This is a genomic window from Terrabacter sp. R4-6 (assembly GCF_057529065.1).
The window spans coordinates 4,453,561-4,469,707 of sequence record NZ_CP197224.1 but is presented as its reverse complement, the minus strand read 5'-3'; the positions used below and the strand labels follow the sequence as shown (position 1 = coordinate 4,469,707).

13 protein-coding genes are annotated in these 16,147 nt (G+C 71.5%); 3 read left to right on the top strand and 10 right to left on the bottom strand.

Annotation, left to right across the window (positions count from 1 at the left end; translation table 11 throughout):
* Positions 1-8 precede the first annotated feature (8 nt).
* The 10 genes from secG to uvrA all read right to left on the bottom strand — a co-directional run bounded on the left by secG (position 9) and on the right by uvrA (position 12,712).
* Entirely contained in the window at positions 9-254 is a 246-nt protein-coding gene (gene secG / locus ACSSS0_RS20610; protein ID WP_020144105.1) for a preprotein translocase subunit SecG, read from the bottom strand.
* 166 nt (positions 255-420) lie between these two features.
* Positions 421-1,233 (bottom strand): triose-phosphate isomerase, encoded by an 813-nt coding sequence (tpiA, locus tag ACSSS0_RS20605; RefSeq protein ID WP_487229455.1) that lies wholly within the window; start codon positions 1,231-1,233, stop codon positions 421-423.
* Positions 1,233-2,441, bottom strand: a complete 1,209-nt coding sequence (locus tag ACSSS0_RS20600) for a phosphoglycerate kinase (protein WP_487229454.1) — start codon at positions 2,439-2,441, stop codon at positions 1,233-1,235. Before ACSSS0_RS20600 ends, tpiA begins: the two co-directional genes overlap by 1 nt.
* Before the next feature lie 105 nt (positions 2,442-2,546).
* Positions 2,547-3,551 (bottom strand): type I glyceraldehyde-3-phosphate dehydrogenase, encoded by a 1,005-nt coding sequence (gene gap / locus ACSSS0_RS20595; protein WP_487229453.1) that lies wholly within the window; start codon positions 3,549-3,551, stop codon positions 2,547-2,549.
* A 198-nt stretch (positions 3,552-3,749) separates the two neighbouring features.
* Positions 3,750-4,730, bottom strand: a complete 981-nt coding sequence (whiA, locus tag ACSSS0_RS20590; RefSeq protein WP_435986150.1) for a DNA-binding protein WhiA — start codon at positions 4,728-4,730, stop codon at positions 3,750-3,752.
* Between the two features lie 78 nt (positions 4,731-4,808).
* The gene (locus tag ACSSS0_RS20585; protein WP_487229452.1) at positions 4,809-5,777 is read right to left on the bottom strand and encodes a gluconeogenesis factor YvcK family protein; all 969 of its coding nucleotides are present in this window, start codon (positions 5,775-5,777) and stop codon (positions 4,809-4,811) included.
* A 14-nt stretch (positions 5,778-5,791) separates the two neighbouring features.
* Positions 5,792-6,709, bottom strand: a complete 918-nt coding sequence (rapZ, locus tag ACSSS0_RS20580) for an RNase adapter RapZ (protein ID WP_487229451.1) — start codon at positions 6,707-6,709, stop codon at positions 5,792-5,794.
* A complete protein-coding gene (gene uvrC / locus ACSSS0_RS20575; RefSeq protein ID WP_487229450.1) occupies positions 6,706-8,772 on the bottom strand; it encodes an excinuclease ABC subunit UvrC in 2,067 nt (688 codons plus the stop codon). Before uvrC ends, rapZ begins: the two co-directional genes overlap by 4 nt.
* A gap of 164 nt (positions 8,773-8,936) precedes the next feature.
* Positions 8,937-9,524 carry a Rieske (2Fe-2S) protein gene (locus ACSSS0_RS20570; RefSeq protein WP_487229449.1) on the bottom strand — a complete coding sequence of 196 codons (588 nt, stop codon included), beginning with the start codon at positions 9,522-9,524 and terminating at the stop codon, positions 8,937-8,939.
* Positions 9,521-12,712: an excinuclease ABC subunit UvrA gene (uvrA, locus tag ACSSS0_RS20565; protein ID WP_487231228.1), complete on the bottom strand. Its 3,192-nt coding sequence runs from the start codon at positions 12,710-12,712 to the stop codon at positions 9,521-9,523. The genes ACSSS0_RS20570 and uvrA overlap by 4 nt, the downstream gene beginning before the upstream one ends.
* Positions 12,713-12,840: 128 nt before the next feature.
* Between uvrA and ACSSS0_RS20560 the strand changes: the two genes are divergently transcribed.
* The 3 genes from ACSSS0_RS20560 to ACSSS0_RS20550 are packed head-to-tail and all read left to right on the top strand — an operon-like array spanning position 12,841 to position 16,078.
* The gene (locus ACSSS0_RS20560; RefSeq protein WP_487229448.1) at positions 12,841-14,691 is read left to right on the top strand and encodes a glycoside hydrolase family 15 protein; all 1,851 of its coding nucleotides are present in this window, start codon (positions 12,841-12,843) and stop codon (positions 14,689-14,691) included.
* Complete coding sequence (locus ACSSS0_RS20555) at positions 14,688-15,389, top strand: maleylpyruvate isomerase family mycothiol-dependent enzyme (protein WP_487229447.1); 702 nt, start codon at positions 14,688-14,690, stop codon at positions 15,387-15,389. The genes ACSSS0_RS20560 and ACSSS0_RS20555 overlap by 4 nt, the downstream gene beginning before the upstream one ends.
* A 2-nt stretch (positions 15,390-15,391) precedes the next feature.
* Positions 15,392-16,078, top strand: coding sequence for an MBL fold metallo-hydrolase (locus ACSSS0_RS20550; protein WP_487229446.1), 687 nt, complete (start codon positions 15,392-15,394; stop codon positions 16,076-16,078).
* Positions 16,079-16,147 lie beyond the last annotated feature (69 nt).

Here is a 16,147-nt window from a genome sequence, read left to right as displayed (position 1 = left end):
TCCTTCTCTCAGCTCGCGAAACGGGCCAGCAGGCCCAGACCGATGATCGCCGTCGCCCACACGAGCGCCACGGCCACCGTGAAGCGGTCGAGGTTGCGCTCGGCGACCGAAGAGCCACCGAGCGACGTGGACATGCCCCCGCCGAACATGTCGGACAGGCCGCCACCCTTGCCCTTGTGCAGCAGGATGAAGAGGGTCAGGACCATGCTGGACAGCACCAGCAGGACCTGAAGCACGATGCGAACCGCATCCACGTGGTCACTCCAAATCGTCGGGATCTCGGGGTCGTCGGGCCGGACGGCCACTCCCCCGCGTGTTCCGGGGCTCGGGCAAGGATACCTGCCCGAGTGCCCATCGGCCGAACGGCCCCGTCGGAGTCCGTGGGAGTCCGTCGAAGTGCGCCCGACCGACGGGAACGGGTCAGGACGTGCCGACGTGGTCGCGGTAGCGACAGATCGACGCGAACTCCGTCGGGTCGATCGATGCGCCGCCCACGAGGGCGCCGTCGACGTCCTCCTGGGCCATGATCGCCGCCACGTTGCCCGACTTGACGCTGCCGCCGTAGAGGACGCGTACGCCGTCGGCGACGTCGCCGCTGTAGAGCTCGGCGAGCAGCGTGCGGATGGCCGCGCAGACCTCCTGCGCGTCGTCGGGGGTCGCGACCTCGCCGGTGCCGATGGCCCAGATCGGCTCGTAGGCGATGACGACCGAGGCAGCCTGCTCCTTGGTCACCCCGTCGAGGTTCTCGCGCAGCTGGGCGACGACGTGCTCGACCTGACGGCCCTCCTTGCGCACGTCGAGCGCCTCGCCGCAGCACAGGATCGGCGTCAGGCTGTGGGTGTAGGCCGCCTTGACCTTGGCGTTCACGACGGCGTCGGTCTCGCCGTGGCCCTCACGCCGCTCGCTGTGCCCGACGACGACGTACGTGCAGCCGAGCTTGGCGAGGAAGGCGCCGGAGATGTCACCGGTGTAGGCACCCGAGGGGTGCGGCGACAGGTCCTGCGCGCCGTACCTCAGGTCGAGCTTGTCGCCCTCGACGAGCGTCTGCACGGAGCGCAGGTCGGTGAAGGGCGGCAGCACCGCGACCTCGACGGCCGCGTGGTCGTGCTTCGCGTCGCGCAGTGTCCAGTCGAGCTTCTGCACGAGGTGCGTCGCCTGGAGGTGGTCGAGGTTCATCTTCCAGTTGCCGGCCATGAGCGGCACGCGCCCGACCGGCTTGGTGTCCTTGGCCATCAGGCGTCGCCCTCCTCGAGCACGGTGAGTCCGGGCAGCTCCTTGCCCTCGAGGTACTCGAGGCTGGCACCGCCACCGGTGGAGATGTGGCCGAAGTCGGAGTCGGCGAAGCCGAGCTGGCGCACCGCGGCCGCGGAGTCGCCGCCCCCGACGACGGTGAGCGCCCCCTGGGCGGTGATGTCGACGAGCGCCTGGGCCAGGGCCTTGGTGCCGGCGGCGTAGGGCTCCATCTCGAAGGCACCCATCGGGCCGTTCCAGAAGACCGTGCGGCAGTCGGCGAGCTTCTCGGCGAACAGCGCGCTCGACGCGGGGCCGATGTCGAGACCCATCCGGTCGGCCGGGATGGCGTCGGCCGCGACCACCTCGTGGGCGGCGTCGGCGCTGAACGCGTCGGCCGCGACGACGTCGACGGGCAGGACGATCTCGACGCCCTCCTTCTCGGCTCGGTCGAGGTAGCCCTTGACCGTGTCGATCTGGTCGGCCTCGAGCAGGCTCTTGCCGACCTCGTGGCCCTGGGCGGCGAGGAAGGTGAAGACCATGCCGCCGCCGATGAGGAGACGGTCCGCCGTGCCGAGGAGGTTGCCGATGACGCCGAGCTTGTCGGAGACCTTCGCGCCGCCGAGGACGACGGCATACGGCCGCTCGGGGTCGCGGGTCAGGCGACGCAGCACGTCGACCTCGGTCGAGACGAGGTCGCCCGTGGCGTGCGGCAGCAGGCGCGCGACGTCGTAGACGGATGCCTGCTTGCGGTGCACGACCCCGAAGCCGTCGGAGACGAAGACGTCTGCGAGAGAGGCGAGCTCGCGCGCGAACTCGGCACGCTCGTCGTCGCTCTTGGCCGTCTCACCGGCGTTGAAGCGGAGGTTCTCGAGGAGCAGGACCTGCCCGTCCTCGAGCGCGGCCGCCTTGGCCTTGGCGTCGTCACCGACGGTGTCGTGGGCGAAGACGACGTCACGGCCGAGCACCTCGCTCAGGCGCTTCGCGACGGGAGCGAGGGAGTACCTGGCCTCGGGGGCGCCCTTGGGGCGTCCGAGGTGGGCGCAGACGATGACGCGGGCGCCGGCGTCGGCCAGGCCCTTGATCGTCGGGGCCGAGGCGCGGATGCGGCCGTCGTCGGTGATCGTCGAGCCGTCGAGCGGCACGTTGAGGTCGGACCGGACGAGGACGCGCTTGCCGCGCAGGTCCCCGAGGTCGCTGGTGGTCTTCACGCGGGATGCCTCTTCGTCAGTTGGGAATGGGGCGGGCACGGGTGACAAGGGTGCGGCCACCGCCCGGGGTGCTCAGGAGAGCACCGAGGGCGGTGGCCGAGTGGCTCAGAGGGACGTGCCGACGAGCGCGACGAGGTCGACGAGGCGGTTGGAGTAGCCCCACTCGTTGTCGTACCAGCCGACGACCTTGACCTGGTTGCCGATGACCTTGGTGAGGCCGGCGTCGAAGATGCACGAGGCGGGGTCGGTCTCGATGTCCTTGGAGACGATCTCGTCCTCGGTGTAGACGAGGAAGCCCTTCATCGGGCCCTCGGCGGCGGCCTTGACGGCGGCGTTGACCTCTTCGACGGTCGTCTCGCGGCCGGCCTCGAACGTCAGGTCGGTGGCCGAGCCGGTCGGGACCGGGACGCGGAGCGCGTAGCCGTCGAGCTTGCCCTTGAGCTCGGGCAGCACGAGCGCGACGGCCTTGGCGGCGCCGGTCGTGGTCGGGACGATGTTGAGGGCGGCGGCGCGGGCCCGGCGGAGGTCCTTGTGCGGCGCGTCCTGGAGGTTCTGGTCCTGCGTGTAGGCGTGGATGGTCGTCATGAGCCCCTTGACGATGCCGAACTCGTCGTTGAGGGCCTTGGCCATCGGCGCGAGGCAGTTCGTCGTGCAGGACGCGTTGGAGATCACCGTGTGGGCGGCCGGGTCGTACAGCTCGTGGTTGACGCCCATCACGATCGTGATGTCCTCGTTCTTGGCCGGTGCCGAGATGATGACCTTCTTGGCCCCACCGTCGATGTGGGCCTTGGCCTTCTGGGCGTCGGTGAAGAAGCCGGTGGACTCGACGATGATGTCGGCGCCGACGCCGGCCCAGTCGATGTTGGCGGGGTCGCGCTCCTCGAAGACACGGATGGCCTTGCCGTCGACGATGATCGACGTGTCGTCGTAGCTGACCTCACCGGGGAAACGGCCCAGGATCGAGTCGTACTTGAGCAGGTGGGCGAGGGTCTTGTTGTCCATGAGGTCGTTGGTTGCCACGACCTCGATGTCGGCTCCGGACGCCACGATGGCGCGGAAGAAGTTGCGGCCGATGCGGCCAAAGCCGTTGATACCAACGCGAACGGTCACTGCTGTGCACCTCTTCGGTGAGACTGTGTGTCGGACGAAAATGCCGGACCTCGGACCGCCCCGTTGCGACCTCGATCACACCACACCCTAGTGCGTCGCCTCCGACGCCGAAGCGGCAGTCTCAGCGCTTGGTGAGCGCGCGCTCAGCACGCGCCACCCCGGCGGGCAGGCCCCGACCACCCCCGTGGACGGGCGCGTTCAGCTCTCGAGCATGTCGGGCGTGAGGTTGGCGTCGGTGCCTGCGACGCCGAGCTCCTCGGCCCGCTTGTCGGCCATGGCGAGCAGGCGGCGGATGCGCCCGGCCACGGCGTCCTTCGTCATCGGCGGCTTGGCCAGCTGGCCGAGCTCCTCGAGGCTCGCCTGCTTGTGCTCGAGGCGCAGCACCCCGGCCTCGCGCAGGTGGTCGGGGACGTCCTCGCCGAGCAGCTCCATCGCGCGCTCGACCCGGGCTCCGGCCGCGACCGCGGCGCGCGCCGAGCGGCGCAGGTTGGCGTCGTCGAAGTTGGCCAGTCGGTTGGCGGTGGCCCGCACCTCGCGGCGCATCCGCCGCTCCTCCCACGCCATGACGGCGTCATGGGCGCCGAGACGGGTCAGCATCGCGCCGATGGCGTCGCCGTCGCGGATGACGACGCGGTCGACGCCGCGGACCTCGCGGGCCTTGGCCTGGATGCCGAGCCGACGGGCAGCGCCGACGAGGGCCAGTGCGGCCTCGGGCCCGGGGCAGGTCACCTCGAGCGCGGACGAGCGGCCGGGCTCGGTCAGCGAGCCGTGGGCGAGGAACGCACCCCGCCAGGCCGCCTCGGAGTCGCACGTCGCGGCGCTGACGACCTTGGGCGGCAGGCCGCGGACGGGACGGCCACGGGTGTCGATGAGCCCCGTCTGCCGAGCGAGCGTCGCCCCCTCCTCGACGACCCGGACGACGTAGCGCGAGCCACGACGCAGGCCGCCGGCCGCGAGGACGAGCACGTCACTCTTGTGGCCGTAGACCTCGGCGATGTTGCGGCGCAGGCGGCGTGCGGCGTTCGCGGTGTCGAGCTCTGCCTCGACGACGATCTGTCCCCCGATGATGTGCAGGCCGCCGGCGAAGCGGAGCATCGTCGAGACCTCGGCCTTGCGACAGCAGGGTTTGGTCACCTCGAGGCGTGAGAGCTCGTCCTTCACCTTCGCTGTCATGGCCATGGGCGACATCCTGCCACCCTGATCAAGCACCCTCGTGCGGGAGCGCCGGCCCTCTCGGTGAGCGGCGTCGCCGCGCGCTCAGGAGATGACGTCACGCAGCGCCGCCGCGAGCCGCAGCGGGTCGTGCACCCCGGGCTCTCCCCGGGCCGCCACGGGCGCGACGACGAGCTCGGCCCCGAGCTCGGCCGCGGCCGCGCGCAGGGACGCGTCGTCGGGCACGACGCTCGGGTCGGCGAGGACGACGTCGAGCCGGAGGTCGGGCGCGTTGGCGGCGAAGGAGGCGAGGTGGTCCTCGGCGCGGAAGTCGCGGGTCTCCCCCTTGTGCACCTCGAGGTTGAGGTTGAGCAGTCGTTTGGCCGGCGTCGAGACCAGGGCGTCGACGAGGTCGGGCACGAGCAGGTGCGGCATGACGGACGTGAACCACGACCCGGGGCCGAGCATCACCCAGTCGGCGTCGCGGACGGCCGAGAGCGCCTCGTGGCAGGGCTCCGGGCAGGTCGGCACGATGCCGATGGACGACACGATGCCCGGCGACGACGCGACGCGGTGCTGCCCGCGCACGTCGACGGTGGCGTCGGGGTGGGCGGGGTCGTGGCCGCGGATCTCGGCCACGATCTCGAGCGGCTCGGCCGCCATCGGGAGCACCCGGCCCCGCGCGCCGAGCAGGCGCCCCACGAGGTCGAGGCCCTGCACCGTGTCGCCGAGCAGCTCCCAGATCGAGACGATCATGAGGTTGCCGAGGGCGTGGCCCCGGAGGTCGCCGGTGCCGGCGAAGCGGTGCTGGAGCACGTCACGCCAGGTGTGGCCCCAGTCGCTGTCGTCGCAGAGCGCCGACAGCGCCATCCGCAGGTCGCCGGGAGGCAGCACGTCGAACTCCTCGCGCAGCCTCCCGCTCGACCCGCCGTCGTCGGCGACCGTGACGACGGCGGTGACGTTGTCGGTGAGCAGCCGCAGCGCGGTCAGCGCTGCTGCCAGGCCGTGGCCACCGCCGAGCGCGACGATGCGCCGGTGGTGCGACGAGCCGAGGGGCAGTCTCTGGGTCGTCACCGCGGTCGTCCCGGTCACTCCCGACCCAGGTCGCGGTGGACGACGAACGTGTCGACGCGGTCGCGGCCGCCGAGCCGCTGGCTCAGCGCCTCGGCGATGGCGACGGAGCGGTGCTTGCCGCCGGTGCAGCCGACGGCCACCGTGACGTAGCGGCGCCCCTCTCGGACGTAGCCGTCGATCATCGTGTCGAGCAGGTCGCCGGCGCGGTCGAGGAACTCGTCGGCGCCCTCCTGCCTCATGACGAACTCGCTGACGGGAGTGTCACGCCCGGTCAGCGACCGCAGCTCGGGCACCCAGTACGGGTTGGGCAGGAAGCGCATGTCGAAGACGACGTCGGCGTCGAGCGGCAGACCGTACTTGAAGCCGAACGACATGACGGCGATGCGCAGCTGCACGCGTCGGTCGCCCGCGAAGAGCGAGGAGAGCTTGGCGCTCAGCTGGTGGACGTTGAGGCCCGAGCTGTCGATGACGACGTCGGCCGACGAGCGCAGGTCGAGGAGCAGCTCGCGCTCGCGCTGGATGCCGTCGAGGAGGCGGCCGTCACCCTGGAGCGGGTGCGGCCGGCGCACGCTCTCGAAGCGGCGCACGAGCGCCTCGTCGGTGGCGTCGAGGAAGACGAGGCTGGGACGCTCGCCGCGCTCGCGGGCCGCGCCGATCGCGCCCTCGAGCTGGGCGAACCAGCCGCGTGAGCGCACGTCGACGACGACCGCGACCTGCTGGAGGTGGGCCTCCGGGTGCTGGGCGCGGGCCTCGTCGCGCAGCTCCGCGAGGTGGGTGAGCAGCTGGGGCGGCAGGTTGTCGACGACGAGCCAGCCGAGGTCCTCGAGGACGTTCGCGGTCGTGCTGCGTCCGGCCCCGCTCATCCCGGTGACGATGACGATCGGAGCATCGGCCAAGGGCGTCTGCGGTGTGCGCCTGGTGTCGGCGGTCATTCGAGCACTTCTCCCGTCGTGAGGTTCACGGCTGGCTCCTGGGGTGCTCCCTCAGCCAAGTGGTTGACGACGGCCGAGGCAAGCGACCGGCCGAAGCCGGGTACGGCCATGATGTCCGTTGTGTCCGCCGCGCGAAGGCGTTTGACCGAACCGAAGTGGCGCAGCAGCGCCTTCTGACGGCTCGCGCCGAGCCCGGGTATGCCGTCCAGCTGGGACGTCGTCATCGCCTTGGACCGTCGCTGGCGGTGGAACGTGATCGCGAAGCGGTGCGCCTCGTCGCGCAGCCGCTGGAGCAGGTAGAGCCCCTCGCTCGTGCGGGGCAGGATGACCGGGTGGTCGTCCCGAGGGACCCACACCTCCTCGAGGCGCTTGGCGAGCCCGACGAGCGCGACCTCCTCGATGCCGAGCTCGTCGAGCACGGCCTGGGCGGCGTTGACCTGCGGCAGGCCGCCGTCGACGACGACGAGGCTGGGCGGGTAGGCGAACCGCCGCGGGCGTCCGGTCTCGGGGTCGATCGGGCCGGAGACGGACGGCTCGTCGTCGTCACCGGACGACTCGGCGCCGGTGGACCGGTCCGGGCTGTTGGGGCTGTCGGCCGATCCGCCGACGACCCCGGTGGACAGGTCGAGGTCGCCCGCACCCTCGGCGTCCTCGAGGTAGCGCCGGAACCGGCGGGTCAGCACCTCGCGCATCGCGGCGGTGTCGTCGACGGTGGCGGGCTCGCCGCCGTCCTCGGTGGCCGCGCCACGGACGATGAAGCGGCGGTACTCGCTCTTGCGCGCGAGGCCGTCCTCGAAGACGACCATCGACGCGACGACGTTGGTGCCCTGGACGTGGCTGACGTCGTAGCACTCGATGCGCAGTGGCGCGTCGTCGAGGCCGAGGTAGTCCTGCAGCTCCTGCAGGGCCTTGCTGCGCAGCGTGAGGTCCCCGGCGCGGGCCACCTTGTGCCGGGCCAGGGACTGCTCGGCGTTGCGCCGGACGGTCTCCATCAGCGTGCGCTTGTCGCCCCGCTGCGGGACGCGGACGCTGACGGCCGAGCCGCGCACCGACGAGAGCCACTCGGTGACGGCCTCGACGTCCGCGGGGTCGGTCGGGACGAGCACCTCGCGCGGGATCGCGTCGCGCTCGGCGTCGCCGTAGACCTGCAGGAGCAGGTGCTCGACGAGGGTCGGGAGGTCCTCGCTCTCCTTCTCCACGACCCAGCCGCGCTGGCCGCGGATGCGCCCGCCGCGGACGTGGAAGACCTGCACGGCGGCCTCGAGGTCGTCGTCGGCGAGGGCGAAGACGTCGGCGTCGGTGGCGTCACCGAGGACGACGGCCTGCTTCTCGAGCGCCTTGGTCAGCGCCCCGATGTCGTCGCGCAGACGGGCGGCCTGCTCGAAGTCGAGCTCGGCGGCCGCCTCCTTCATCCGCGTCTCGAGGCGCTTGGCGAAGCGTGTCGTGTTGCCGGCCATGAAGTCGCAGAAGTCCTCGGCGATGGCCCGGTGCTCCTCGGGGGTGACGCGGCCGACGCACGGGGCGGAGCACTTGTCGATGTAGCCGAGCAGGCACGGGCGGCCGCTCGCCGTGGCGCGCTTGAAGACGCCGGAGGAGCAGGTGCGGATCGGGAAGACGCGGAGCAGCAGGTCGAGGGTCTCGCGGATGGCCCACGCGTGGCCGTAGGGCCCGAAGTAGCGGGTGCCCTTGCGCTTGGCGCCGCGCATGACCTGGGCGCGCGGGAACTCCTCGCCCATCGTGACGGCGAGGAAGGGGTAGGACTTGTCGTCGCGGTACTTGACGTTGAAGCGCGGGTCGAACTCCTTGATCCAGGAGTACTCGAGCTGCAGCGCCTCGACCTCGGTGCGCACCACGGTCCACTCGACCGAGCTCGCCGTCGTGACCATCGTCGCGGTGCGCGGGTGCAGCGCCGAGATGTCCTGGAAGTAGGACGACAGCCGCGGGCGCAGCGACTTGGCCTTGCCGACGTAGATGACCCGGCCGTGCGCGTCGCGGAAACGGTAGACGCCCGGGTCGGTCGGGATCTCCCCCGGCTTCGGTCGGTAGGTCGTCGGGTCCGCCACGTTCCCACCCTATGTCGGGCCACCGACGTCGCCGCAGGGCGTCCTCGCGTATGCCGTGTGGCCGCGGGCGCAGGGCCGCCGGGTGGGCGTCCGGCGGGGCACGCACGACGCCCGGCCGGCGCCGAGGAGGCGCCGACCGGACGGCATACGACAGCAGGTGGCTCTCAGCCGACGGTGAAGGTGTCTCCGGTGACCGTGATGGTCTTGGCCGTGAGGCCGGTCGGTGCGGGACCGGACACACGGTCGCCGGTCGACGCGTCGAAGTGGCTCTGGTGGCAGGGGCAGATGATCTGGCCGCCCTCGACGGAGCCGACGGTGCAGCCCTGGTGCGGGCACACCGCGTCGAACGCCTTGAACGTACCGGCCGCCGGCTGGGTGACGACGGTCTTGGTGTCGGCGAAGATCGTGCCGCCGCCGACGGGGATCTCGGACGTCGGGGTGCCGCCCGCCGCGGCCGACGTCGCGTCGGAGGTGGCGCCGGAGGCCGGCGCCGCTGCACTGCTCGACGACGAGTCGGCCGGAGCCGTGGGGACGGGCGGGCTGCTGCAGGCCGCCAGCGCCCCGGCCCCGACGACGACGCCGGCGACGCGAAGGACGCCGCGCCGGTCGGTGAGGATCGAGATGCGGTCGCCGAGGCTCGGCTCGGCCGTGCTGGTGGTGGATGGGGTGGTGGATGGGCTGGTGGATCGGCTGTCGGAGGTGCTCGTGCTGCTGGTCGGCTCGGTGGTGCTGGAGTGCGTGCGCTCGGTCATGCGTTCCTCTTCCGGGTCGGGGTCGACCTCGTCTTGCTCACGGTGGTGCTCGACGTGGTCTTCTTCGCAGCGGCGGTGGTGGCACCTCCTCGTGCGCGACCGCTCGCCTTCGGTGCCGTGGTTGCCTTCGCCGTCTTCGTCGCCGTCTTCGTCGCCGTCTTCGAGGTCTTCACCGTCTTCACGGTGCGGGACGCGGATGTGCCCGCGCCGTCAGCCCGCTGTGAACCGGCCGAGTCCGCGGGGCCCGAGGACGCCGTGGCCTTCTTCGCGCGGGTGCGGGCCGGGCCGCGGGTCGTCGTGCGGGCCGTGCGCTCGAGGATCGGCTTGAGGAACCGGCCGGTGTGGCTGGCGGCCACCTCGGCGACGTCCTCGGGCGTGCCCTCGGCGATGACCGTGCCACCGCCGGAGCCGCCCTCGGGGCCCATGTCGATGATCCAGTCGGCGTTCTTGATGACGTCGAGGTTGTGCTCGATGACGATGACGGTGTTGCCCTTGTCGACGAGGCCCTGGAGCACGTCGAGGAGCTTGCGGATGTCCTCGAAGTGCAGGCCGGTGGTCGGCTCGTCGAGGACGTAGATGGTGCGTCCGGTGGATCGCTTCTGCAGCTCGCTGGCGAGCTTGACGCGCTGGGCCTCACCACCGGAGAGGGTCGGCGCCGGCTGGCCGAGGCGCACGTAGCCCAGGCCGACGTCGTTGAGGGTCTTGAGGTGACGCGCGATCGCGGGAACCGCCTCGAAGAACGTGGCGGCCTCCTCGATCGGCATGTCGAGCACGTCCGCGATCGTCTTGCCCTTGAAGTGCACCTCCAGCGTCTCCCGGTTGTACCGGGCCCCGTGGCACACCTCGCACGGGACGTAGACGTCGGGCAGGAAGTTCATCTCGATCTTGATCGTGCCGTCGCCGGAGCACGCGTCACAGCGTCCGCCCTTGACGTTGAAGGAGAACCGGCCCGGCTGGTAGCCGCGCACCTTGGCCTCCGTCGTCTCGGCAAAGAGCTTGCGCATGTTGTCGAAGACGCCGGTGTAGGTCGCAGGGTTCGATCGGGGCGTGCGTCCGATCGGGCTCTGGTCGACGTGGACGACCTTGTCGAGGTGGTCGAGGCCCGTGACGGACTTGTGCCGGCCGGGCACGTGGCGCGCACCGTTGAGCTTGTTGGCGAGGACGTTGTAGAGGATGTCGTTGACGAGGGTCGACTTGCCCGAGCCCGACACGCCGGTGACGGCCACGAGGTTGCCGAGCGGGAAGTCGACCGACACGTTCTGGAGGTTGTTCTCGCGGGCGCCGTTGACCGTGATCTGGCGACCGTCGTGGCCGCGGCGCACGTCGGGCGACGGGATCTCGCGGCGGCCGGAGAGGTACATGCCGGTCAGCGAGTCGGGGTGCTCGAGCAGACCCTTGACGGTGCCGGAGTGCACGACGTGCCCGCCGTGCTCACCCGCGCCGGGGCCGATGTCGACGACCCAGTCGGCCGTCGCGATGGTGTCCTCGTCGTGCTCGACGACGATGAGCGTGTTGCCGAGGTCGCGCAGACGGGTCAGCGTCTCGATGAGGCGGTGGTTGTCGCGCTGGTGCAGGCCGATCGAGGGCTCGTCGAGGACGTAGAGCACGCCGACGAGGCCGGAGCCGATCTGGGTCGCGAGTCGGATGCGCTGGGCCTCGCCACCGGAGAGGGTGCCCGCGGGCCGGTCGAGCGAGAGGTAGTCGAGCCCGACGTCGAGCAGGAAGCCGAGCCGCGCGTCGATCTCCTTGATGACGCGCTCGGCGATCTGCTTCTCGCGCGCCGTGAAGTCGACGGTGTCGAGGAAGCCGGCGGCCTCGTTGATCGCGAGGCCGCAGACCTCGGAGATGTTCTTGCCGCCGACGAGCACCGCGAGCGACTCGGGCTTGAGGCGGGCGCCCTTGCAGACCGGGCACGGGACCTCGCGCATGAAGCCCTCGTAGCGGTCGCGGCTCCACTCGGAGTCGGTCTCGGAGTGGCGGCGCTTGATGAACGGGACGACGCCCTCGAAGCCGGTCGTGTAGGAGCGGTCGCGGCCGTAGCGGTTCTTGTACTTGACGTGGACCTTGTAGTTCTGGCCGTGCAGCAGCGCCTCCTTGGCGCGGGCCGGCAGCGCCCGGAAGGGGGCGTCCATCGAGAACTTCATGTCCTCGGCGAGCGCGCCCATGACGCGCTGGAAGTACTCGGCCGAGCCGGACCCCTGCGCCCAGGGCGCGATGGCTCCCTCGGCGAGCGACAGGTCGTCGTCGGGCACGACGAGCTCGGGGTCGACCTCGAGCTCGGTGCCGATGCCCGTGCACTCGGTGCACGCGCCGAACGGCGAGTTGAACGAGAAGGACCGCGGCTGGATCTCGTCCATGCCGAGCGGGTGGTTGTTGGGGCAGGCCATCTTCTCGGAGAAGCGGCGCTCGCGCTCCTTGTCCTTGGCATCGCGGTCGACGAAGTCGATGATGACGACGCCGCCGGCGAGGCCGAGGGCGGTCTCGACGGAGTCGGTGAGGCGCCGCTTGGAGCCGGCGTCGTCGCCCTTTGCGACGAGGCGGTCGACGACGACCTCGATCGTGTGCTTCTTCTGCTTCTCGAGGGCCGGGGGCTCGGCCAGGGACACGACCTCGCCGTCGACACGGGCGCGCGAGAAGCCCTTGGTCTGGAGCTCGGCGAAGAGGTCGACGAACTCGCCCTTGCGGCCCTGGACGACCGGCGCCAGCACCTGGAAGCGGGTGCGGTCCTCGAGCGTCAGGAGCTGGTCGACGATCTGCTGCGGCGACTGCCGGGTGACGGGCTCGCCGCAGACCGGGCAGTGCGGCCGGCCGGCGCGCGCGAAGAGCAGTCGGAGGTAGTCGTAGACCTCGGTGATGGTGCCCACGGTCGAGCGCGGGTTGCGGTTGGTCGACTTCTGGTCGATGGAGACCGCGGGCGACAGGCCCTCGATGAAGTCGACGTCGGGCTTGTCCATCTGCCCGAGGAACTGCCGGGCGTACGCCGACAGCGACTCGACGTAGCGACGCTGCCCCTCCGCGAAGATCGTGTCGAACGCGAGGCTCGACTTGCCCGACCCCGAGAGCCCGGTGAAGACGATGAGGCTGTCGCGTGGGAGGTCGACGGACACGTCGCGCAGGTTGTGCTCGCGCGCGCCGCGGACGACGAGGGAATGGGCGTTGCCGGTGGGCGTAGCAGTCACGCGCAACATGCTAGGTGGGGTCACCGACAGTGCCCCCATCGGCGGCTCAAGGCTGGACATGACACGAGACGTACCCACCCCGCCACGCGCCCGGGCGACAGGAGCGCCCGACCCGGCTGGACGGCATACTCGCACTCATGAGTGAGCCCGTGCCCACGCCGATCGAGGACTACGCCGTGCTCGGCGACCTCGGCACCGCCGCCCTCGTGAGCCTCCGGGGCTCGGTCGACTGGCTGTGCCTCCCCCGTTTCGACTCGCGTGCCTGCTTCTCCGCGCTGCTCGGCACGCCGGAGCACGGTCGCTGGCTCATCGCCCCGGTCGACCCGGACGTCGTGACGACGCGCCGCTACGTCGGCAACTCGTTCGTCCTCGAGACGATCCACGAGACCGCCACCGGCCGGGTCCGCGTCACCGACGTCATGCCGCTCGGCGACGGGCGCTCCGACCTGCTGCGCCGGATCGAAGGGCTCGAGGGCACGGTGCGCATGGTCCACGAGTGGACGGTGCGCTTCAACTACGGCCGCACCCGCCCGTGGGTCATGCGCCACACGGACGACCGCGAGGACCACACCGACGAGATCATCACCGCCATCGCCGGTCCCGACATGCTCGTCCTGCGCGGCGCCCGCCTCCCCCACGCCCAGGACGGCCACCACGTCGACGAGTTCGACGTCGTCGCCGGCCAGACCCTCACCTTCTCGACGACGTGGTTCCGCAGCCACGAGGAGATCCCGCCACCGCTGCGGGTGCGCGCCCGCATCGACGAGACGATCGCGCTCAGCGAGGAGTACGCCGCGCGCAGCGACTACGTCGGTCCCTACGAGGAGGCCGTGACGCGCTCGCTCCTCGTGCTGCGCGGCCTGACCCACCAGGCGACCGGCGGCATCGTCGCCGCGGCCACGACGTCGCTGCCCGAGGAGTTCGGCGGCGAGCGCAACTGGGACTACCGCTTCTGCTGGCTGCGCGACGCCGCGCTGACGCTCGAGGCGCTGCTCGGCTGCGGGTACGTCGAGGAGACAGCGCTGTGGCGTGACTGGCTGCTGCGCGCCGTCGCCGGTGACCCCGAGGACATGCAGATCATGTACCGCGTCGACGGGGGCCGTGACCTCCCCGAGCGCGTCCTCGACCACCTGCCGGGGTATGCCGCGTCGCGCCCCGTGCGCGTCGGCAACGCGGCCGTCGACCAGCGCCAGACCGACGTCCTCGGCGAGGTGATGATCTCGCTCGACCACGCCCGGTCGAAGGGCCTCGTCGAGACGGACGACTCCTGGCACCTCCAGCGGGCGCTCGTCAACCACCTCGCCGAGCACTGGGAGGAGGCCGACAACGGCCTCTGGGAGATCCGTGGCCCGCTGCGGCACTTCACGCACTCGCGGGTCATGGTGTGGGCCGCGTTCGACCGCGCGATCCGCGCCGTCGAGCAGCACGGCGTCGAGGGGCCCGTCGAGCTGTGGCGCGAGCTGCGCGACCAGGTGCGCGACGAGGTCATGGCCAAGGGCTACGACCCCGAGCGCAACACCTTCGTCCAGCACTACGACACGACCGAGGTCGACGCGTCGCTGCTGACGCTCTCGTCGATCGGCTTCGTCGCGGGCGACGACCCGCGGATGCTCGGCACCATCGCCGCCGTCGAGTCCGACCTGCTGCGCGAGGGCCTCGTCATGCGCTACCGCACCGACACCGGCGTCGACGGTCTTGCGGGCGACGAGCACCCCTTCCTGGCCTGCTCCTTCTGGCTCGTGACCGCCTACGCCAAGGCGGGTATGAGGACGGAGGCCACCGAGCTGATGGACCGGCTCGTCGGCCTCACCAACGACGTCGGACTGCTCTCCGAGGAGTACGACCCCGTCGCGGGGCGCATGGTGGGCAACTTCCCGCAGGCGTTCTCGCACCTGACGCTCGTCGGCGCTGCACTGGCCCTCGCGAAGGCGTCGGGCGAGGCGTCCGACACGGAGACCGAGAAGCAACCCGGGAGGGCCACGGCATGAGGCACGCCGACGTGACACCCGCGCTCGTCGCGGCCGAGACCGACCGGGTCGCCTCGACGGCGGCCTCCTTCCGCAACGACGCCGTGCTCGCCCCCTCGCTGTGCGCGGGCTGGTCGCGCGGCCACGTCCTCGCGCACCTCGCCCGCAACGCCGACGCCCTCGTGCGGGTGTGCGACGTCGCCCTGACCGGCACCGCCGACACGATGTACGACGACACCGAGTCACGTGACGGCGACATCGAGCAGGGCGCCCGACGCTCGGCGCACGACCACGCGACCGACATCCGCGACACCGCGGCCCGCCTCGCCGAGCGGCTCGAGGCGCTGCGTCCCGAGCACGCCGACGTCCGGGTCGAGCGCACCCCGGGCGGCTTCCCGATCCCGGTCGGGATGGTGCCGTTCATGCGGCTGCGCGAGGTCGTCTACCACCACGTCGACCTCGACGCCGGCTACACCTTCGCCAGCGCTCCGGCCGAGGTCGCGTCCCTCTTCCTCCGCGACGCGGCCAACCGCCTCGCCCACGACGACGCACCGCCGTCGCTGCACATCGTGACGACCGAGGGCGACGAGCACGTCGTCGGTGACGGCGCGACAGGGGTGACCGGGTCCGTCGCCGACGTGCTGCTGTGGCTCGCCCGCGGGCGCACCGACGGCGTGACCTTCGACGGCCCCGTCCCGACCCTGCCCTTCGGAGGCTGACCATGACGCACACACCCGACGACACCTACACCGGCCACGTCACCGCGACCGGTCCGGCGGGCGTCCGCGAGCTCGCCGACCTCACGATCCGCAAGCTCGAGGTCGGCGGCTTCGGCAACAACGCCTACCTGCTGACCTGTCGCGCCACCGGCGCGCAGCTGCTCGTCGACGCGGCCGCCGAGCCGGACCGCCTGCTCGAGCTCGTGTCCTCCGGTGGCGGCGGCCTCGACACCGTCGTCACGACCCACCAGCACCACGACCACGTCGGCGCGCTCGCCGAGGTCGTCGCCGCGACCGGCGCCCGCACCGTGGCCGGCGCCGACGACGCGGACGCGCTGCCCGTCCCCGTCGACGAGCGCGTCGGCCAGGGCGACACGGTGTCCGTCGGCGACGTCACGCTCGACGTCGTCCACCTGCGGGGCCACACGCCGGGCTCGATCGCGCTCGCCTACGCCGACCCGGCGCCCGGTGGGCACACCCACCTCTTCACGGGCGACAGCCTCTTCCCCGGCGGCGTCGGCAACACGAAGAACCCCGGGCAGAGCTTCGACTCGCTCATCGAGGACGTCACGACCCGCGTCTTCGACGTCTACCACGACGACACGTGGTTCTACCCGGGCCACGGCGACGACTCGACCCTCGGCGCCGAGCGCCCTCACCTGGCCGAGTGGCGCGCCCGCGGCTGGTGACCGCCTGAGCCGGCCGGACGGCATACGTCCTCCAGGACGACGCCATGACGACGCCATGGCAGGGCGATG